Origin of the sequence: Streptomyces sp. NPDC005266 (assembly GCF_040607655.1) — a bacterium.
GTDB lineage: Bacteria > Actinomycetota > Actinomycetes > Streptomycetales > Streptomycetaceae > Streptomyces.
Genome location: NZ_JBEXHC010000008.1, coordinates 84,374 through 102,328 on the forward strand (window position 1 = coordinate 84,374; position 17,955 = coordinate 102,328).

Sequence of the window (17,955 nt, forward strand, 5' to 3'; positions counted from 1 at the left end):
GGGCGAACGCACCCGGCCCGGTCGCCCGCCCGGCCCGGTGCCACGCTGTAGGGCATGGAGCAGAACCCATCTCCCGGTCGCGATCCCGGCCGCGTTCTGGTCGTGGACGACGACCCGACCGTCGCCGAGGTCGTCGCCGGATATCTCGCCCGCGCCGGCTACCACGTCGACCGGGCCGCCGACGGCCCCGGCGCGCTCGCCCGCGCCGCCGCCCGCTGGCCCGACCTGGTCGTCCTCGACCTCATGCTGCCCGGCATGGACGGGCTGGAGGTGTGCCGCACGCTCCGGGGCAAGGGGCCGGTGCCGGTCATCATGCTCACCGCCCGGGGCGACGAGGACGACCGGATCCTCGGTCTGGAGATCGGCGCGGACGACTATGTGACCAAGCCGTTCAGCCCCCGGGAGCTGGTGCTGCGCGTGGAGTCGGTGCTGCGCCGCAGCCGTACCGGACCGCGCGCCGTCGCCGCGTCCGTCCCCGGTTCCGCACCCTCCGCGGGCGCGGTGCTCCAGCACGCCGGGATCACCCTCGACCCGCTGGCCCGGCGCGCGGCCAGGGACGGCCGGGAACTCGCCCTGACCCTGCGCGAGTTCGACCTGCTCGCTTTTCTGCTGCGCCACCCCGGCGTGGCCTGCACCCGCGAGGAGCTGATGCGCGAGGTGTGGGGCTGGGACTTCGGTGATCTGTCCACCGTCACCGTCCATGTGCGGCGGCTGCGCGGAAAGATCGAGGACGACCCCGCCGCGCCCCGTCTCATCCAGACCGTCTGGGGCGTCGGCTACCGCTTCGATGCCCCGCCCGGCACCGGGGAGCCCGCCGATGCGTGACGTCCTCCTGATGGCCCTGTTCGCCTTCCTCGGCGCGGCGGCGGCCGGTCTGCTCGGCGCGCTCGCGCTGCGGCTGCTGCGCGGCCGTTCGGTCGCCGTGTCCCTGACCGTCGTCGCGGCCGTCGCGGTGACGGCCATGCTCGCCGGGACGCTGGCCGTCGCCTGGGCGATGTTCCTGTCCCCGCACGACCTCACGGTCGTCACGACCGTCTGCGCCATGGCCGCCGTGGTGTCACTGGCCACCGCGCTGCTGCTGGGCCGCTGGGTGGTGGCGCACAGCAAGGCGCTGACCCTCGCCGCCCGCTCCTTCGGCGACGGCGGCAGTTTCGCCGCCCCCGACGGCGAGGCCACCGCCGAACTCGCCGCGCTCGGCCGCGAACTGGCCGCCACCAGCGCCAAGCTCGCCGCCTCACGCGAGCGTGAGCGCGCCCTGGAGTCCTCTCGCCGCGAGCTGGTCGCCTGGATCTCCCATGATCTGCGCACCCCGCTGGCCGGGCTGCGGGCCATGTCCGAGGCGTTGGAGGACGGCATGGTCCCGGATCCGGAGCGCTACTTCCGCCAGATCCGCACCGAGGTGGACCGGCTCAACACGATGGTCGGCGACCTCTTCGAGCTCTCCCGCATCCATGCCGGGGCGCTGTCCCTCGCCCCCACCAGGATCTCCGTCTACGATCTCGTCGGCGACGCCCTCGCGGGCGCCGATCCGCTCGCCCGCGAGCTGGGCGTCCAGCTGATCGGCGACCGGGTCGACCCCGTTCCCGTCGAAGTGGACGGCAAGGAGATGACCCGTGTCCTCGGCAACCTCCTCGTCAACGCCATCCGCCGCACCCCGGCGGACGGCACGGTGGCCGTCGCCGCTCAGCGGGAGGCCGACACCGTCGTGCTGTCCGTCACCGACGGCTGCGGCGGGATACCGGAGGAGGACCTCCCGCGCGTCTTCGAGACCGGCTGGCGCGGCAGCCACGCCCGCACACCTCCGGCGGGCGCCGGCCTGGGCCTCGCCATCGTCCGTGGCATCGTCGAGGCGCATGAGGGGCGGGCGGCGGTACGGAACGTGGACGGCGGCTGCCGCTTCGAGGTCCGCCTGCCGCTCCCTGCCGTGGGCCGCGGGGTGTGACGCCGTGGTGTCGTCTCCGGCTGGCCATGCGCGGGTCTCGTCTCGCGCCTTCGGAGCCGTTGAGCACGGCCGCGAGGGGATGGGCCCGCGCCGCCGGCCCGGCGGCGCGGGGGCCGGTACTCCGGCTCGGTGTCGGCGCCCAGATCGCTGGGCGGCCACCGGCCGGTCGTTCCACCGGGTCGCCGGACGGCGGCGGCGTGGGAAGAGGGCCGCACCCTGCCGAGCCGGGCAGCCTCGCCGCCTCGGGACCTCGCGCGTCGCTGGGCGGCCACCGGCCGGTCGTTCCACCGGGTCGCCGGACGGTGGCGGCGTGGGAAGAGGGCCGCACCCTGCCGAGCCGGGCAGCCCCGCCGCCTCAGGACGCCGCGCGCTGGGCGGCGTGGGCGAACTCCGTCATGCCCTCCGTGAAGGGGATCGCCGCCCGCCAGCCCAGCCGCTCATGGATCCGCCGCGATGACGCGGTGATGTGGCGCACGTCGCCGAGCCGGTAGGCGCCCGTCACCACCGGGGCCGGGCCGCCATGGGCGGTGGCCAGGGCTTCGGCCATCTCGCCCACCGTATGGGGGGCGTCGCTGCCGGTGTTGTAGGGGGTCAGCGCGCCCGGGGCGACCGCGTCCGGCGCCGCCTCCAGCGCGGTGACATTGGCCTCGGCCACATCCCGTACGTGGATGAAGTCCCGGCGCTGGCCGCCGTCCTCGAAGACGGTGGGGGCCTCGCCGCGGGCGAGGGCCGAGCGGAAGAAGGAGGCGACGCCCGCGTAGGGGGTGTCGCGTGGCATCCCCGGGCCGTAGACGTTGTGGTAGCGCAGCGAGACCGCCCGGCCGTCCACCGACCGTGCCCAGGCCGCCGCCAGGTGTTCCTGCGCGAGCTTGGTGGTGGCGTACACATTGCGCGGATCGGCCGGGGCGTCCTCGTCGACCAGACCCGGCCGCAGTGGGGTGCCGCATCGCGGGCAGCCGGGCTCGAAGCGCCCCGCCGCGAGATCCGCCTCCGCACGTGGACCGGGCCGCACCCAGCCGTGCCGGGGGCAGTCGTAGCGGCCCTCGCCGTAGACGACCATGGACCCGGCCAGCACCAGCGCGCGCACCCCGCGCTCCGCCATCGCCGCCAGCAGCACGGCCGTGCCCAGGTCATTGCAGCCGACGTAGTCGGGTGCGTCCGCGAAGTCCTTGCCGAGGCCGACCATCGCGGCCTGATGGCATACCGCGTCCACGCCGCGCAGTGCCGACTCCACCGCCGCGCGGTTCCGCACATCGGCGTGGATCCACTCGGCGGACGGCGGCAGCGGCGGTGGGGCCGGGTGGGCGGCGGGGAGCAGGGCGTCGAGGACGACCGGCTCATGGCCGCGGGCGGTGAGAGCGGTGACGACATGCGAGCCGATGAAGCCCGCGCCTCCGGTGACCAGTACGCGCATGAGGCGACGGTAGGCGTCGGCGGGCGGCGGGGGAGGCGAGCGCGCCGCGCCGTCACCGGTCCGTAAGACCTTCCCGGCGGCTGGTTCGGTCCGATGTCGATTTCTGGCCAACTGGAGTGGTGATGTGACCCGCTTCATGCCCCTATAGGGACCCCTGACCGTATTCATTTCGGTCACAGAAAGGACACAACGGGGACCATCCGATGTTGCCTTTCACTGCCAGCGTGGCGCGCGTTCACGTCTCTCCGGACACGTCTTCCCCGACCGCCCCCGAGGAACAGAGAGCACCATGACGGCCACCACCGCCCCAGCCGAGCAACGTCCCCGGAACCTCAACGACGTCAAGGGGTGGTTCCCCAGCCTCGACCAAGTGCTGTTCGATCGATTCCTGACGCGCCAGGAGCGCCTCGGGCAGCGCGGAGACCTGATGGAGATGGGCGCCTACATGGGCAAGAGCGCCATTTTCACCGCCGCCTACCTGCGACCCGACGAGCGGTTCACGGTCTGCGACCTCTTCGACGCGGACGCGCCGGACGAGAAGAACGCGGCGGAGGCGCGCAAGTCGTACGCCACCTTGACCCGTACCGCCTTCGAGCAGAACTATCTGGCGTTCTGGAATGAACTGCCCCACCTCATCCAGGGGCCGACCTCCGTGGTGCCCGACCACGTCGGCCCGAACACCTGCCGCTTCATCCATGTCGATGCCTCGCATCTGTACGAGCACGTGGCAGGAGACATCGACACCGCGCGCAGCGCGCTGGTGCCCGGCGGTCTCGTCGTCCTCGACGACTTCCGCTCCGAGCACACCCCGGGCGTGGCCGCCGCGGCCTGGGAGGCGGTCTTCACACGCGGGCTGCGGCCCATCTGTCTGTCCACGCAGAAGCTCTACGGCACCTGGGACGACCCCGAGCCGCTTCAGGAGGAGATGCTCGCGGACGAGGAGTGGCGCAAGGGGATGCACACCAGCGTGCAGGAGATCGCGGGCCGGCGGGTGCTCCGCTTCTCGGGGAAGCCCGCGAACCCGGCCGCGCCGCGGTCCCGCTACGCCCACGAGTCACGCGAGTCCGTCGCCCCGGCCTCCGGGACGAGCCACCTACCCACCACGCAGGTGCCCGTGGCGCGGCGCCCGGTCACGGTGCGCAGCATCGCCGCCGACGTCCTCCCGCCGGTCGTCACCCGCGCCATCCGCCGCCGCCGCGGGTAGGCCCCGTGGCCTGCGGCGGTTCCATCGGCCTCGGGGCCGAGGGCCGCCGCAGCGCCGGGTGGTCCGCCACCACCGTGTAGGACCCCGGAGCGATCTCGGTGAAGCCAGCGTCCCGCACCACCGGCAGCCCGCCCGCCGTGACCTCGCGCCACCGCTCGGCCGACGCCGTACGGACCGCCAGCGGGAACCCGGCCGCGCGCCAGGCCGCCCGCGCGGCGTCGTCCAGCTCCCACCAGGCCAGCTGTGCGCCGTGTCCGACCTGGGCCATCCCCTTGCCCGCCGACATGTCGATGTGCGGATTCAGCCACAGCACCGGCCCGGCCGGATCGGGCGCGGGCGGCGGCTCGGGGTCGTCCAGATCGGTCCCGGAGACCTGGAGCTTGGCCAGCTCCTTGGGCCAGCCGTCCAGCGGCACCGGAGGAAACACGCGCACCTCGGCCGCCGGGGGATCGCTCTCGCCGGAGGCCGCCCGGCCGCCCGTGAGCGTGATGCCCGGCAGCCCCTCCGCGCGCCGCCACTCCGCGCCGCGTGCCCGCCGGACGACCTTGCGGATCCGGGCGTCCTGCCAGTCCCGTACGGCCTGGGCCCACGCGCCGTCCTCCGCCGTCGCCCGCTCGTCCGACAGCAGCACGAGCACCGCGCGCGCCGCCGTCTCCAGGGCGTCCGTACGAGCCGGGGGCGCGGCCTTCTCGATCCGTACCACCAAGGGCAGAACGAACTGCGGCGCGGCGTCCCGGTCGATCTCCGAGTGGCGGAACGGACTGGTACGGCTGTCGGCTTCGGGGCTGGTCACCAGCCCAGTGTGCCAGGACGGCTCCTTACGCCGGCCCGCCCACCGATTGCCTATGCTCAACCGGCATGAGACTACGGGGAGTCGGGCGCCGCTACGGCCTCGGCGGGCGCTGGGTGCTGCGCGGCGTCGATCTCGACGTGGCACCGCGCTCGCTGATCCGCGTCGAGGGGACGAACGGCAGCGGAAAGTCCACCCTGCTGCGGCTGCTCGCCGGCATCGACGCCCCCAGCGCCGGCCGGATCACCGGACGCCCGCGTACCGCGTACGTCCCCGAGCGGTTCCCGGGAGAGCTGCCCTTCTCCGCCCTCGGCTACCTCACCCACCTCGGCCGGATCCATGGCCTGGGGCGCGCGGCGGCGGCGCGCGCGGCGGGGGAGGGGCTGGAGCGGTTCGGCGCGGCCGGGCACGCGGCCACCCCGCTCGCCGAACGCGCAGCGGCACCGTGACCATGCCTCTGCTGCCCCTCGCCGTGACCGGCGCGCTCGCCGCCGGGGCGACCGCGCTGGCCTGCCAGCTCACGCCGGTCTTGACCGGCGCGGACCCGGCGTAGGGTCGGGGACATGGACCACCGTAGTACGGAGCGCACGAGCGGCTACTGCGAGGACCAGCGGCCCGAGGCGCCGGACCCCGCCGCCTCGGCGGGCCCGCCATACGCCGACTGCGTGCAGTGCGGCGAGCCCACCGAGTACCCGGTCTCGGCCCCCGGCGTGACGCTGTGCCCCGTCTGCGAGTGGCAGGAGGCACAGCGCACGGCCTGCTCCGGCTAGCCGTCGACAGACCGACCGACCGGCCGACCGCCCAAGCGGATGCGGTGAAGTTGGCCGCTGATCCCTCGCCGTTCGGCCTGGCCGAGGGCTTGGACGCCGAGAAGGATCAGCACTTGACTTCGCCGTAACCGCTTAGTGCTGCCAGGGCCCGGTCACGGCGAAGGTCGTGCCCGGGGTGTAGCAGTTCACGTACATCGTGCGGCGGTCCGGTGCGAAGGTGACGCCCGCGAACTCGCCCCACTCGGGCTTCTCCGGGGTGCCGATGTTCTGCCGTCCGCGGGCCATCGGATAGACCTCGCCGCGCCGGGTCAGCCCGAAGACATGCTGAGCGCCGTTGCCGTCCTCGCACACCATGAGCCCGCCACTGGGGGCCAGCGTGATGTTGTCCGGGGACTCGCCGGGCAGTTGCACATCGGTGCTCGGGCCGAAGACGATCACCAGGGTGAGCCGGCGCCGGTCGGGGTCGTAGCGCCAGATCTGGCCGAAGTGGTCGGCCGCCGAGCCGTCCGCGCTCTTGGCGAAGCTGGAGACGAAGTAGACGGACGAACCGCCCCAGTAGCAGCCCTCCAGCTTCTGGGCGTGGGTGATGCCGCCGGGGCCGAAGTCCTGGAAGCGGACCGGCGTCTGCCTGGCGAGGGGATCGGGGACGGGCACCCATTCGACGTGGTCGAAGGAGACGCCCGGCTCCTGGACGGTGGACAGATCGGGTACCCCGGGTACCCGCAGCGCCTGGAGCTCCCCGCCCGCGCGCAGCGAGCCGATGCCGCCGAGCGGCTTCTCGGGCAGGAAGCGGTAGAAGAGCCCGAAGGGCTTCTCGAAGGCGTCCTCGGTCTCGTAGACGACCCCCCGGCGCGGGTCGATCGCGATGGCCTCGTGCTGGAAGCGGCCCATGGCGGTGAGCGGTACGGCGCCGGTGCGGCGGGGATCGTACGGATCGACCTCGAAGATGAAGCCGTGGTCCTTGGTGTAGCCGTTCGTACCGGCCCTGTCCTCGGTCTCCTCGCAGGTCAGCCACGTATGCCAGGGGGTGGGGCCGCCCGCGCAGTTGACGGCGGTGCCCGCGATGGCGACGCGCTCGGACAGGACGGAGTTGCGGGAGTCGAGCTCCAGGGCGGTACAGCCGCCCATGCCCATGGGGTCGTAGGTGAGGCCCTTGACGGCGGGCACGCGGATCGCCGCGTTGGCGCGGTTCTCGTGGTTGCGGACCAGATGCGTACGGCGGTGGCTGCCGCTGGACCGGCCCGGGAAGGCGGCCATGCCGTCGCAGTTGCTGGGGACCTTGCCCTCGCCGGAGCGCAGGTCCTCGCCCTCGCGGGAGAGAACCCGGTAGCGGAACCCCTCGGGGAGGTCGAGCAGCCCGTCGGGGTCGGGGACGAGCGGGCCGTAGCCGGCGCGTCCGGCGGTCCGTCGCTCCTGGTCCCGGCCCGGCTCGGCGGCCGAGGCCGTACCGGCGAAGAGCTCGGGGATGCTGCCGGTGAAGGCGATCGAGGCGCCCAGCGCACCGCTGCGGCCCAGGACCTGACGTCGTGTCGCTGACATGCGGTAACTCCCTGCTGGCGGACAGGAAATATGACCGCACGTGTGTATCACGGGCGCGGGCGCGCGGGAACCATTTCGATCGACGCCGCCCAGGTCATGTCCGGCCGGTCTTGCGCGGATCAGCCCGTGGCGTCCGGCGCGGGGCACCTCGGAGCGGCGGGCCGGGGCGGATCGCATGGCGGAGAGGGTCCTCCTGCCGGGCGTACTCGCATGGCGGAGAGGGTCCTCCTGCCGGGCGTACTCGCATGGCGGAGAGGGTCCTCCTGCCGGGCGTACTCGGACGGCCGCGACAAGGCGGCGAGCCGCGGCTGCGGGTTGCCGCTGTGCCCGCGGCTGCGTTGCCCGTGACACGGGCGGCCCCGCCGCGGGCACAGCGGCAGAGTCGGCCGTGAAGAACGCCCGGAGGGCCTACGCCTCGGCCAGCCGCTTGGCGTCCCGCGCGAGCGCCGTGAGGCGGGAGATGGCTCGGAAGTACTTCTTCCGGTAGCCCCCGTTGAGCATCTCCTCGCTGAACAGCTGGTCGAATGGCACCCCGGAGGCCAGCACCGGCACCTCACGGTCGTAGAGCCGGTCCGCCAGCACCACCAGACGCAGCGCGGTCGACTGGTCGGGCACGGGACCGACGCCGGTCACACACACCGCCTGGATGCCGTCGCACATCGCCCCGTAGCGGCTCGGGTGCACCCGGGAGAGATGGTCCAGCAGGGAGGGGAAGTCATCCAGCGAGGCGCCGGGCGTCCCGTGCGCCGCGCGGGTGACCGCGTCGTCGGAGAGCGGGGCCGGGGCCTCGGGCAGACCGCGGTGGCGGTAGTCCTCGCCGTCGATGCGCAGCGTCCGGAAGTGCGCCGAGAGGCCCTGGATCTCGCGCAGGAAGTCGGCCGCGGCGAAGCGGCCCTCACCGAGCTTGCCGGGGAGGGTGTTGGACGTCGCGGCGAGCGCCACGCCCGCCTCGACCAGCTTGCCGAGGAGCGAGGAGACGAGCACGGTGTCGCCCGGGTCGTCGAGCTCGAACTCGTCGATGCACAGCAGCCGGTGGCCGCTCAGGGTCCGGACGGTCTGCTGGAAGCCGAGCGCGCCGACGAGGTTGGTGAGCTCGACGAAGGTGCCGAACGCCTTCTGCTCGGGGGCGGCCGGGGTGGCATGCCACAGGGAGGCCAGGAGGTGGGTCTTGCCGACGCCGTAGCCACCGTCGAGGTAGATCCCGCGCGGGCCACTCAGGACCGCGGGCTTGGCCTCCCGGCGGAACCACTGTCTGCGGCGGCCGCCCTTGTCACCCGCGCCGCTGCCGAGCCGGGCGGCGAAGCCGCCCAGCGCCTCGACGGCCTCGGCCTGGCTGGGCTGGCTACGGTCCGGGATGTAGTTGTCGAAGCTCACGGTGGCGAAGCGGGGCGGCGGCACCATCTCGGCCACCAGGCGCTCGGCGGGAACCTGCGGCGCACGGGCGGTGAGGGCGACTGGGGCTTCGGCGGCTATTGAGCCTGCCGAGCCGGAAGCGGTAGTTGGTGCAGACACAGGTGTCGAGGGTAGTCGCTTTTCCATGGAGGACCGTCCGGGAGGGAGGCATGTCACACTGCCGCCTATGCGACGCCTGTTCCCGTTTTCCGCCGAACCGACCGCCGAAGACCGCGAATGGGGGCTCGACGAGCTGGCCGACGCGTATGCCTATCCCGAGCGGCCACCGGGGCCGCACGGCGCCTTTCTGCGGGCCAACATGGTCTCCTCGCTGGACGGGGCCGCCCATCACGACGGCCGGTCGCAGCCGCTGTCCTCCGCCACCGATATGCGGATCTTCGGGGTGCTGCGGGGCCTCGCCGACGCCGTGGTGGTGGGCGCCGAGACCGTACGCCGGGAGGGGTACCGCCCGGCCCGGGCGCGTGAGGCGTTCGCCGAGCGCCGGGCGGCGCTCGGCCAGCCGCCCGCGCCCGCGATCGCCGTGATCAGCGCGAGCCTGGACCTGGACTTCTCGCTTCCGCTGTTCACCGAGCCGCCGGTGCCGACGCTGGTGGTCACGGGCGGGCGGGCCCCGGCGGACCGTGTCGCCGCGGCCCGTAAGGCGGGCGCCGAGGTGGTGCTGACCGGGGTGCGGGACTCGGGGCTGGTCGACGCGGCGCCCATCATGACCGCCCTTGCCGAGCGCGGCTACACCCGGTTGCTGACGGAGGGCGGCCCCAAGCTGCTGGGGCAGTTCGCGACGGCCGGGGTACTGGACGAGCTGTGTCTGTCGCTGGCCCCGCTGATCGCCGCGGGGGATGCGGCGCGGATCGTGAACGGGCCCGCGCTGATGGAACCGGAGCGGTTCGCTCTCGCTTCCGTTCTGGAGGAAGCCGGCTTCCTTTTCACCCGCTACCGTCGGGTTTACCCATAATTTGTCATGCAGCGATTGTCACTGTAAAGGAGAAGGGCGTCCGCCGTGTTCACGAGCATTTTGATGATCGAGAAGCCCCTGACCCCTGCCGACGTGGACTTCGTCACCACCCTGCACGGCGACGATCCGGTCTCCTTCGTCGTGCTGATGCAGCCCCGGGGCAGCAAGGACCGGCTGCTCCGCGCGATCGACGACATCGCGCTGGGCGAGCTGGAGCAGGCCGCGCAGGAGCGCGAGGAGCCCGAGGGCGAGGAGGCGCTGGAGCCCGCCGAGCGCGCCCTGAACCACTCGGTGGACGCGCTGCGGGCGGCCGGGAGCGAGGCCCGGGGGGACGTGGTCCAGCGCCAGCCGCTGGAGGTGCTGCGCGGGGTCGTCGAGGAGACCCATGCGGACGAGGTGATCGTGCTCACCGCGCCGCACTTCGTGGAGGAGTTCTTCCACCGGGACTGGGCCTCCCGGGCGCGCCACAAGGTGGGGGTCCCGGTGCTCAAACTCTTCTCGCACGCGGACGAGGAGGACCAGACGCCCACGGTCGGCTGAACCCGGCCGCACGGGGCCCGGCCCGCCCGTACGGGGGGCGAGACAGCCCGCACGGGGTTGCGAGACCGCCCGCACGGGGTGCGAGACCGCCCGCACGGGGTGCGAGAATCAGGCGGACACCGAGAGAACGCGAACCAGGGGAGACCCGTACATGGCACCGGCCGGCACTGCCTCCGACGCGCTGGATCGACCGCATTTCATCGGCATCGGCGGCGCCGGGATGTCGGGCGTCGCGAAGGTCCTCGCCATGCGTGGCGCACAGGTCGCGGGCAGTGACACCAAGGACTCCCCGATCGTCGAGGCGCTGCGCGCGCTCGGCGCGACCGTGCACATCGGCCACGCCGCCGAGCACCTCGCCGCCGACGCCACCAGCGTCGTCGTCTCCAGCGCCATCCGCGCCGACAACCTCGAACTGGTCACGGCGATCGAGCGCGGCATCCCGGTCGTGCACCGCTCCGACGCGCTCGCCGCACTGATGGACGGCGCCCGCCCGATCGCCGTCGCGGGCACCCACGGCAAGACCACCACGACCTCGATGCTCGCCGTCTCCCTGCGCACCCTGGGCCTCGACCCGACGTATGTCATCGGCGGCGACCTGGACGCACCCGGCTCCAGCGCGCACCACGGCACCGGCGAGATCTTCGTCGCCGAGGCCGACGAGAGCGACCGCAGCTTCCACAAGTACGCGCCCGAGGTCGCCATCGTCCTCAATGTGGAGCTCGACCACCACGCCAACTACGCGTCGATGGACGAGATCTACGAGTCGTTCGAGACCTTCGTGGGCCGGATCCGGCCGGGCGGCGCGCTCGTGATCTGCGCCGACCACCCCGGGGCCCGTGAGCTGACCGAGCGGGTCAAGGGGCGCGAGGGGCTGCGCGTGCTCACCTACGGTGAGGACGAGAGCGCGGACGTGCGCGTGCCGGCCGTCGTCCCGCACGGGCTGACCAGCGAGGTCACCGTGCGGCTGGCGGAGTCCCTGGGCGGCGAGGAGATCACCTTCACCGTCTCCGTCCCCGGCCGCCACTACGCGCACAACGCCGTCGCCGCCCTCACCGCGGGCGCCGCCCTGGGCGTCCCGGCCCGCGAGCTGGCCCCCGCCCTCGGCTCGTACACCGGCGTCAAGCGCCGCCTCCAGCTCAAGGGCACCGCGGCCGGGGTGCAGGTCATCGACTCCTACGCGCACCACCCCACCGAGATCTCCGCCGACCTGGAGGCGATCCGCGGCGGCGCCGGGGAGGGCCGGGTCCTGGTGGTCTTCCAGCCGCACCTCTTCAGCCGGACCCAGGAGCTGGGCACCGAGATGGGCGAGGCGCTCGCGCTCGCCGACGCCTCCGTCGTCCTCGACATCTACCCCGCCCGCGAGGACCCGGTCCCCGGGATCACCAGCGCCCTGGTCATCGACGCCGCCGCGCGCAGCGGGGCCGATGTGGCCGCCGGACACGACCGGGCCGCGGTCCCCGAACGGATCGCCGGAATGGCCAAGCCCGGTGACCTTGTTCTCACCATGGGCGCCGGCGATGTGACCGACCTCGGTCCGGAGATCCTCGCCCGCCTGCAGAGCCCGGAGAGCTGAGGAGGGTCCGTCCCCATGGCGTATGAGATCGACAAGCCGGAGGAGCAGTGGCGCGCGGAGCTGAGCCCGCAGGAGTACCACGTCCTGCGCGAGGCCGGCACCGAGCGCGCCTTCACCGGTGAGTACACCGACACCAAGACGACCGGCGTCTACTCGTGCCGGGCGTGCGGTGCGGAGCTCTTCCGCTCCGACACGAAGTTCGAGAGCCACTGTGGCTGGCCGTCCTTCTACGACCCGGCGGACTCCTCCGCCGTCGAGCTGATCGAGGACCGCTCGCACGGCATGGTCCGCACCGAGGTGCGGTGCGCCCGCTGCGGCTCCCATCTGGGGCATGTCTTCGCGGGCGAGGGCTATCCGACCCCGACCGACCAGCGGTACTGCATCAACTCCATCTCGCTGCGGCTGGCCCCCGAGGAGGGGTGAGCGTACGCGGCGGCCCGGGTCAGCCCGGACCGCCGCCGCAGCGCAGCACGGCGGCGCTCTCGGGCGGCAGCCGCAGCCTGCCGTCCGCGCCCGGGAGCTCCACCCGCCGCCAGGCGGCGACCACCTCGGTGATCTCGCCGGCGCGGGGGCCCGGCCAGGCGTCGGCCGGGCGGTCGCCCGGGTTGACGATCACCCGTAGCGGACCGCGCTGAAAGCTGAAGCAGCCGTCCGAACCGGAGGACAGGCCCGTATAGGACCAGGCGGGGTCGGTGAGCGCCGGTTCGGCGCGGCGCAGCGCGATCAGCCGGCGGTGCCAGTCGAGCAGCGCCCGGTGCGGCTCCCGGTCCGGCTCCCGCCAGTCCAGGCAGGAGCGCAGCCGGGTGGCCGGGTCCTGGGGGTCGGGGATGTCGCCCGCCGCCCAGCCGTGGGCGGCGAACTCCCGCCGGCGGCCGTTGCGTACCGCCTCGGCCAGCTCCGGATCCTGGTGGTCGGTGAAGTACTGCCAGGGTGTACGGGCGCCCCACTCCTCGCCCATGAAGAGCATGGGGGTGAAGGGCGAGCACAGGACGATCGTCGCCGCGCAGGCCAGCAGCCCGGGGGAGAGGGTGGCCGAGAGCCGGTCGCCGACCGCCCGATTGCCGATCTGATCGTGCGTCTGGGCATAGCCGAGCAGCCGGTACGCGGGGGTGGTGTGGGTGTTCAGCGGACTGCCGTGCCGGCGGCCGCGGAAGCCCGAATGGCTGCCGTCGTGGAAGAAGCCGCTCATCAGCGTCTTGACGAGGGCCCCGGGTCCCTCGGCGGCGAAGTCGGCGTAATAGCCCTGCCGCTCACCGGTGAGAAAGGTGTGCAGGGCGTGATGGAAGTCGTCGTTCCACTGCCCGTGCAGCCCATGGCCGCCCGCCTCGCGCGGCGCGGTGGTGCGCGGGTCGTTCAGATCCGACTCGCCGATGAGGAAGAGCGGCCGCCCGGTCCGGGCGGCCAGTCCGTCCACGGCCGCGGACAGCTCGGCGAGGAAATGGCGCGCCCGGGTGTCGCGCAGCGCGTGCACCGCGTCCAGGCGCAGCCCGTCGAGCCGGTAGTCGCGCAGCCAGGCGAGCGCGCTGCCGATGAAGTACGCGCGGACCTCGTCCGAGCCGGGGGCGTCCAGATTGACGGCGGCGCCCCAGGGGGTGTGATGGGTCTCGGTGAAGTACGGGCCGAACGCCGGGAGATGGTTGCCGGAGGGGCCCAGATGGTTGTGGACCACATCGAGGACGACGCCGAGACCGTGCCCGTGCGCGGCGTCCACGAAGCGCGCCAGGCCCTCCGGCCCGCCGTACGGCTCGTGCACGGCCCAGGGCGCGACGGCGTCGTACCCCCAGCCATGCGTCCCGGGGAACGGGCAGACCGGCATCAGCTCCACGTGCGTGATGCCCAACTCGGCCAGATGCGGCAGTTGTTCGGCGGCCGCGTCGAACGTGCCTTCATGGGTGAAGGTGCCGATGTGCAGCTCGTACAGCACCGCCCCCGGCAGCGGCCGCCCGAACCACTCCCGCTCCCAGCGGAAGCGGGAGTGGTCGACGACCGCGCTCAGGCCCTCCGGGCCGTCCGGCTGGCGGCGGGAGCGCGGATCGGGGAGCGGCGGGCCCTCGTCGAGCGCGAAGCCGTAGCGCGTCCCGTGCCCGGCCTCGGCCTCGGCCCGCCACCACCCCCGCCGGGCGGGATCGCGCTCCATGGACCGCGTACGGCCCTCCACATGGAGCCCGACCCGCTCGGCGTGCGGCGCCCACACCTCGAACAGCACTGGCGTCTCCTCACCTCGACCGGTCCTCCGGGTTCCCGACCATGCTGAGGGACGCGGTACGGTCCGCGCAGCGGGACGAGACGGGTCAGACGAGGTCGATGCGCTCCTGGGTGAGGGGGTATCCCGCCCTGGCGAAGTGCGCGGCCATGGGGAAGTTCCCCTGGTCGGTCGCGGCGGCGATCTTCGTGGCGCCCCGGGCCACCAGATCGTGGGTGCACTCGATGAGCAGGTCGTACGCGTAGCCGTGGCCGCGCTGCTCGGCGACGACCCCGATGAAACCGACGCACGGGCCCATCGGGTTGTGCGCGGGCACCTGGATGCCGACGACCTCCCCGGCGGGCGTCCAGGCCAGCCGCCACCACTCCCGCGGCGACGGATACCAGCGGAGGAAATCCAGGTTCTCGCGCACCGCCGCCTCGACGCCTCCCTCGGCCATGGCCTTCCGGTCGTGGGCGTCCAGGGTGCCCTGATGGACACGGCGCAGTACGCCGGCGATCACCGCGTCATCGGGCTCCGGCCGGAACTCCAGCCGCCCCGGCCGCTCCGGCAGCCCGCAGGAGGGCGTCCACTCATAGCGGTAGCGCTCGACCAGCGGTGTGAGGCCGCCCGCCACGGCGGCGTCGATACGGGCCTGTGCGGCGGCCCGCTCGTCCGGCCGGTCGCGCCACCCGGGTGGGGCCAGCAGGCTGTACTCGGCCCGCACGGGCGCAATGCGCAGCAGCTCGGCGGCGGCGTCGGCCTCGCCCTCGGCGAAGTCGAACCAGTCCAGCGCCTTGGGTGCGGTGTCATCGGTCCCGCCCCACCAGGCGGCGCGGGCCACGACCCGCCCGGCGCGCAGCGCCACCCAGGTCCACTCGGGGCGGTAGTCGCCGCCCTGGCCGACGGTGGCGTAGGTGTGGCCGAAGCGGCCCCGGCCCACGAGCGCGGAGTCGTGCAGGGTGTGGAACAGATGCGCGTCGCTCTCGGTGAGCGCACGGATGACCAGATCGGTCATGGGGTTCCTTCCGGGAAGACGATGCGCTCCCGGGTCGGATGCGTGATCAGACGCGGATACGCCCGGCGGACAGGGGGCGGGAGCGCGGGTACGCGATGGTGTCCATGGCTCTCGCCTCCTTCCTTGATCAAGGGCGTGCCCGCACTCTAAGGCGCGAACGGGCCCGCGTCCACGCGTTATCCGTCAGTGCTGGTGCAGACCGCGCCCGGCCAGCGAGAGAAAGGCCTCGCCGACCGCCTCCGACAGGGTGGGGTGCGGATGGATGTGCTGGGCGACATCGGCGGGCTCGGCGTCCCAGCCGACGACCAGCTGGCTCTCGGCGATCATCTCCGAGACATGTGGGCCGACCAGATGGACGCCGAGGACGCGCCCGCTCTGTTCGGCCACCTGTTCGGCCACGACCTTCACCATGCCGCCCTGCCCGTGCACCATGCCCTTGGCCAGGGCGGTCAGCGGCATCGTGTTGACGGTGACCCCGCCCCCACGGGCCCGCGCCGCCTCCTCCGAGAGACCGACGGAGGCGGTCTGCGGGCTGGAGTAGGTGACCCGCGGCACCGCGTCGTAGTCCACGGGCCGGGGCGAGCCGCCCGCCAGGATCTCGGCCACCAGGAGCCCCTCCGCGAACGAGGCGTGGGCCAGCCCGAGCGACGGCGGCGGCAGCACATCGCCCACCGCGTGGATGCCCGGCACCGTCGTCTCCAGCCGTGACCACTCGGCGGGGGCGAGGAAGCCGCGCGCGTCGGTGGCGAGACCGGCGGCGGCCACGTCCAGCCCGTCGGTGACCGGCGCGCGGCCGACCGCGACGAGCAGTCGCTCGACGTCCAGCCTCCGCACCTCGCCCCGCTCGGTACGGACGGTGGCGTGCACCCCGTCCTCGTGCGGGGCGGCGTCCTCCAGCCGTGCGCCCGTCAGCACCTCGATCCCGCGCTTCTTCAGACCCCGTGTCAGATGACGGCTGACGTCGGCATCCTCCAGGGGCAGCAGCCGGTCCGCCGCCTCCACGAGCACGACCTGGGCCCCCATGGAGCGGTGCAGTGAGGCGTACTCGACACCGATGGCGCCGCCGCCCAGTACCAGGACGGAGGCGGGAAGCCCCGGGGCGAAGAGGGCGTCGTCGCTGGTGACGACGCGTCGGCCGTCCGGCGCCAGGTTCGGGAGGGTGCGCGGCCGGGAACCGGTGGCCACGACGATGCCCCGGCGGGCGGTCCACTCGCCGCCCGGGGCGATCCGCACTGTACGGGGGCCGGTCAGGGCGGCGGTGCCACGCACGACCTGGACTCCGGAACGGGAGAGATGGCCCTCCACGCCGCGGTGGTTGCGGGCCACGATGTCGTCGCGGGTCGCGGTCAGCGCGGCCCAGTCCACCGCGTCCAGGGTGGCCTTCACCCCCCAGCGCTCCCGTGCCTCCGCGATGCCGTCGACCAGCTCGGCGGCGTGGAGCATCGCCTTGCTGGGGATACAGCCGCGGTGCAGGCAGGTGCCGCCGACCAGATCGCGCTCGGCGAGGACGACTTCCAGGCCCAGGGCGGCGGCGCGCAGCGCGGTGCTGTAGCCGCCGGTGCCACCCCCGATGACGATGACGTCTGTCTCATGCATGGACTCAGCCTCCGCCCGCGGTCCGGTATGAGTCCAAGGCAATGTTTTCATGGGATCCATGAGTGGGCGTCATGCCTGTGGCTGAGGGGACCGGGAGGGCGATGAGTCTGCGGCAGATGGAGTATCTGGTGACCGTGGTCGAAGAGGCGTCGTTCACCCGCGCCGCCGAGCTGCTGGGGGTCACCCAGTCCGCCCTGTCGCACCAGGTCAAGGCCCTCGAGCGGGAGGTCGGCGGTCCGCTGCTGGAGCGGCTGCCGCGCGGAGTGCGGCTGACCCCCATGGGCCGCGCCTTCCTCCCGCACGCCGAACTGGCGGTGCGCAGCGCCGGGCAGGCGCGGCGCGCGGCGCGGGCGGCGGCCGGGGCGGCGGGTGGCGAACTGCATATCGCGACCCTGCACGCGCTCGCCGTCGGCGTGCTGCCGGATGTCCTCGCGCGGTGGCGCCGCGCGCACGAGGGGGTGCGAGTGGTGCTGCACGAGTACGCCACCGGCGAGGAGTTGCGCGAGCGCATGGAGCGTGGGGTGGCGGACATCGCCGTCGGCCACCGCCCGAAGGGCTGGACGGGCCCGGTGGTGTCCCTGGGGGAGGAGGAGATCGTGCTTGTCGTATCGGCCCGGGACCCGCTGGCCGGCCGGACCTGCGTGCGGCTTTCGGAGCTGGCCGGCCGGGACTGGGTGCGCTGTGCGCTGGAGCCGGTGGTCGAGGGCCGCCGGTTTCTGGACCTCGCCTGCGAGCGGGAGGGCTTCGCGCCGCGCGACGGGGTGCACACCGAGCACTCCTCGACCGCCGTACGGATGGCGTCGGCCGGTGCGGGCGTCCTCATCACCCCCGCACATGTCGCGGCGGGGCACGGCTGCGCGGTCGTCCGTCTCGATCCGCCGTGGCACCGGGAGCTGACCGCGTTCTCCCGGGTGGAGCTCTGCGGCGCGGCGGCCGCCCTTGTCGAGCTGCTCGGCGGGGCCGGTCTGCCGCCCGCGAGGCGGGAAGGGGCGGCAAACCGGCAGACATGAGGTGCACCTGAC

Annotated in this window: 16 protein-coding genes and 1 pseudogene; 10 read left to right on the forward strand and 7 right to left on the reverse strand. The window is 73.5% G+C overall.

The genetic code is table 11. The annotated features are described in order from the left end of the window. Nucleotides 1–54: 54 nt before the first annotated feature. A complete protein-coding gene (locus tag ABZU99_RS17600) occupies nucleotides 55–825 on the forward strand; it encodes a response regulator transcription factor (protein WP_356048583.1) in 771 nt (256 codons plus the stop codon). Further along, nucleotides 818–1,942, forward strand: a complete 1,125-nt coding sequence (locus ABZU99_RS17605; RefSeq protein ID WP_355952002.1) for a HAMP domain-containing sensor histidine kinase — start codon at nucleotides 818–820, stop codon at nucleotides 1,940–1,942. The genes ABZU99_RS17600 and ABZU99_RS17605 overlap by 8 nt, the downstream gene beginning before the upstream one ends. A 355-nt stretch (nucleotides 1,943–2,297) precedes the next feature. Here ABZU99_RS17605 and ABZU99_RS17610 read toward each other — a convergent pair whose 3' ends face one another. Continuing rightward, nucleotides 2,298–3,356: an NAD-dependent epimerase/dehydratase family protein gene (locus tag ABZU99_RS17610; protein WP_355952005.1), complete on the reverse strand. Its 1,059-nt coding sequence runs from the start codon at nucleotides 3,354–3,356 to the stop codon at nucleotides 2,298–2,300. A gap of 289 nt (nucleotides 3,357–3,645) precedes the next feature. Here ABZU99_RS17610 and ABZU99_RS17615 point away from each other — a divergent pair, with 289 nt between their 5' ends. Next, a complete protein-coding gene (locus tag ABZU99_RS17615; RefSeq protein WP_356048586.1) occupies nucleotides 3,646–4,560 on the forward strand; it encodes a class I SAM-dependent methyltransferase in 915 nt (304 codons plus the stop codon). Here ABZU99_RS17615 and ABZU99_RS17620 read toward each other — a convergent pair. Continuing rightward, on the reverse strand, nucleotides 4,529–5,353 hold the full coding sequence (locus tag ABZU99_RS17620) for a peptidyl-tRNA hydrolase (protein WP_356048588.1): 825 nt from the start codon (nucleotides 5,351–5,353) through the stop codon (nucleotides 4,529–4,531). The two genes, ABZU99_RS17615 and ABZU99_RS17620, sit on opposite strands and share 32 nt — an antisense overlap. Nucleotides 5,354–5,418: 65 nt before the next feature. On the opposite strand from ABZU99_RS17620, the pseudogene ABZU99_RS17625 reads away from it, so the two are divergent. Together ABZU99_RS17625 and ABZU99_RS17630 are read left to right on the forward strand one after the other, a co-directional pair. Continuing rightward, nucleotides 5,419–5,775: pseudogene (locus tag ABZU99_RS17625) on the forward strand (ATP-binding cassette domain-containing protein); the annotation flags it as partial. 138 nt (nucleotides 5,776–5,913) lie between these two features. Next, entirely contained in the window at nucleotides 5,914–6,120 is a 207-nt protein-coding gene (locus ABZU99_RS17630) for a hypothetical protein (protein WP_356048590.1), read from the forward strand. Between the two features lie 132 nt (nucleotides 6,121–6,252). Here ABZU99_RS17630 and ABZU99_RS17635 read toward each other — a convergent pair whose 3' ends face one another. Continuing rightward, on the reverse strand, nucleotides 6,253–7,659 hold the full coding sequence (locus ABZU99_RS17635; protein ID WP_355952017.1) for a PhoX family protein: 1,407 nt from the start codon (nucleotides 7,657–7,659) through the stop codon (nucleotides 6,253–6,255). Nucleotides 7,660–8,067: 408 nt separating this feature from the next. Further along, nucleotides 8,068–9,198: a cell division protein ZapE gene (gene zapE / locus ABZU99_RS17640; RefSeq protein WP_355952019.1), complete on the reverse strand. Its 1,131-nt coding sequence runs from the start codon at nucleotides 9,196–9,198 to the stop codon at nucleotides 8,068–8,070. 40 nt (nucleotides 9,199–9,238) lie between these two features. On the opposite strand from zapE, the gene ABZU99_RS17645 reads away from it, so the two are divergent. The 4 genes from ABZU99_RS17645 to msrB all read left to right on the forward strand — a co-directional run bounded on the left by ABZU99_RS17645 (nucleotide 9,239) and on the right by msrB (nucleotide 12,560). After that, entirely contained in the window at nucleotides 9,239–10,024 is a 786-nt protein-coding gene (locus tag ABZU99_RS17645) for a pyrimidine reductase family protein (protein ID WP_355952022.1), read from the forward strand. A 45-nt stretch (nucleotides 10,025–10,069) separates the two neighbouring features. Further along, complete coding sequence (locus ABZU99_RS17650; RefSeq protein ID WP_355952024.1) at nucleotides 10,070–10,564, forward strand: indole-3-glycerol phosphate synthase; 495 nt, start codon at nucleotides 10,070–10,072, stop codon at nucleotides 10,562–10,564. Nucleotides 10,565–10,715: 151 nt separating this feature from the next. Beyond that, the gene (gene murC / locus ABZU99_RS17655; protein ID WP_355952027.1) at nucleotides 10,716–12,137 is read left to right on the forward strand and encodes a UDP-N-acetylmuramate--L-alanine ligase; all 1,422 of its coding nucleotides are present in this window, start codon (nucleotides 10,716–10,718) and stop codon (nucleotides 12,135–12,137) included. Between the two features lie 15 nt (nucleotides 12,138–12,152). Continuing rightward, nucleotides 12,153–12,560: a peptide-methionine (R)-S-oxide reductase MsrB gene (gene msrB / locus ABZU99_RS17660; RefSeq protein WP_355952030.1), complete on the forward strand. Its 408-nt coding sequence runs from the start codon at nucleotides 12,153–12,155 to the stop codon at nucleotides 12,558–12,560. A 19-nt stretch (nucleotides 12,561–12,579) separates the two neighbouring features. Here msrB and treZ read toward each other — a convergent pair whose 3' ends face one another. The 3 genes from treZ to lpdA all read right to left on the reverse strand — a co-directional run bounded on the left by treZ (nucleotide 12,580) and on the right by lpdA (nucleotide 16,933). Next, nucleotides 12,580–14,343 carry a malto-oligosyltrehalose trehalohydrolase gene (gene treZ, locus ABZU99_RS17665; protein ID WP_355952033.1) on the reverse strand — a complete coding sequence of 588 codons (1,764 nt, stop codon included), beginning with the start codon at nucleotides 14,341–14,343 and terminating at the stop codon, nucleotides 12,580–12,582. An 85-nt stretch (nucleotides 14,344–14,428) separates the two neighbouring features. Then, nucleotides 14,429–15,337 carry a GNAT family N-acetyltransferase gene (locus ABZU99_RS17670; protein WP_355952036.1) on the reverse strand — a complete coding sequence of 303 codons (909 nt, stop codon included), beginning with the start codon at nucleotides 15,335–15,337 and terminating at the stop codon, nucleotides 14,429–14,431. Between the two features lie 183 nt (nucleotides 15,338–15,520). Continuing rightward, nucleotides 15,521–16,933: a dihydrolipoyl dehydrogenase gene (gene lpdA, locus ABZU99_RS17675; protein WP_355952038.1), complete on the reverse strand. Its 1,413-nt coding sequence runs from the start codon at nucleotides 16,931–16,933 to the stop codon at nucleotides 15,521–15,523. Nucleotides 16,934–17,034: 101 nt separating this feature from the next. On the opposite strand from lpdA, the gene ABZU99_RS17680 reads away from it, so the two are divergent. Further along, complete coding sequence (locus ABZU99_RS17680) at nucleotides 17,035–17,943, forward strand: LysR family transcriptional regulator (RefSeq protein WP_355952041.1); 909 nt, start codon at nucleotides 17,035–17,037, stop codon at nucleotides 17,941–17,943. Nucleotides 17,944–17,955: the final 12 nt, after the last annotated feature.

Excerpts from the sequence above, each read along its gene's own strand:
- ABZU99_RS17600 (WP_356048583.1), top strand. The coding sequence starts at position 55 with ATGGAGCAGAACCCATCTCCCGGTCGCGATCCCGGCCGCGTTCTGGTC.
- ABZU99_RS17605 (WP_355952002.1), top strand. The coding sequence starts at position 818 with ATGCGTGACGTCCTCCTGATGGCCCTGTTCGCCTTCCTCGGCGCGGCG.
- ABZU99_RS17610 (WP_355952005.1), bottom strand. The coding sequence starts at position 3,356 with ATGCGCGTACTGGTCACCGGAGGCGCGGGCTTCATCGGCTCGCATGTC.
- ABZU99_RS17615 (WP_356048586.1), top strand. The coding sequence starts at position 3,646 with ATGACGGCCACCACCGCCCCAGCCGAGCAACGTCCCCGGAACCTCAAC.
- ABZU99_RS17630 (WP_356048590.1), top strand. The coding sequence starts at position 5,914 with ATGGACCACCGTAGTACGGAGCGCACGAGCGGCTACTGCGAGGACCAG.
- ABZU99_RS17635 (WP_355952017.1), bottom strand. The coding sequence starts at position 7,659 with ATGTCAGCGACACGACGTCAGGTCCTGGGCCGCAGCGGTGCGCTGGGC.
- zapE (WP_355952019.1), bottom strand. The coding sequence starts at position 9,198 with ATGGAAAAGCGACTACCCTCGACACCTGTGTCTGCACCAACTACCGCT.
- ABZU99_RS17645 (WP_355952022.1), top strand. The coding sequence starts at position 9,239 with ATGCGACGCCTGTTCCCGTTTTCCGCCGAACCGACCGCCGAAGACCGC.
- murC (WP_355952027.1), top strand. The coding sequence starts at position 10,716 with ATGGCACCGGCCGGCACTGCCTCCGACGCGCTGGATCGACCGCATTTC.
- msrB (WP_355952030.1), top strand. The coding sequence starts at position 12,153 with ATGGCGTATGAGATCGACAAGCCGGAGGAGCAGTGGCGCGCGGAGCTG.
- ABZU99_RS17670 (WP_355952036.1), bottom strand. The coding sequence starts at position 15,337 with ATGACCGATCTGGTCATCCGTGCGCTCACCGAGAGCGACGCGCATCTG.
- lpdA (WP_355952038.1), bottom strand. The coding sequence starts at position 16,933 with ATGCATGAGACAGACGTCATCGTCATCGGGGGTGGCACCGGCGGCTAC.
- ABZU99_RS17680 (WP_355952041.1), top strand. The coding sequence starts at position 17,035 with ATGAGTCTGCGGCAGATGGAGTATCTGGTGACCGTGGTCGAAGAGGCG.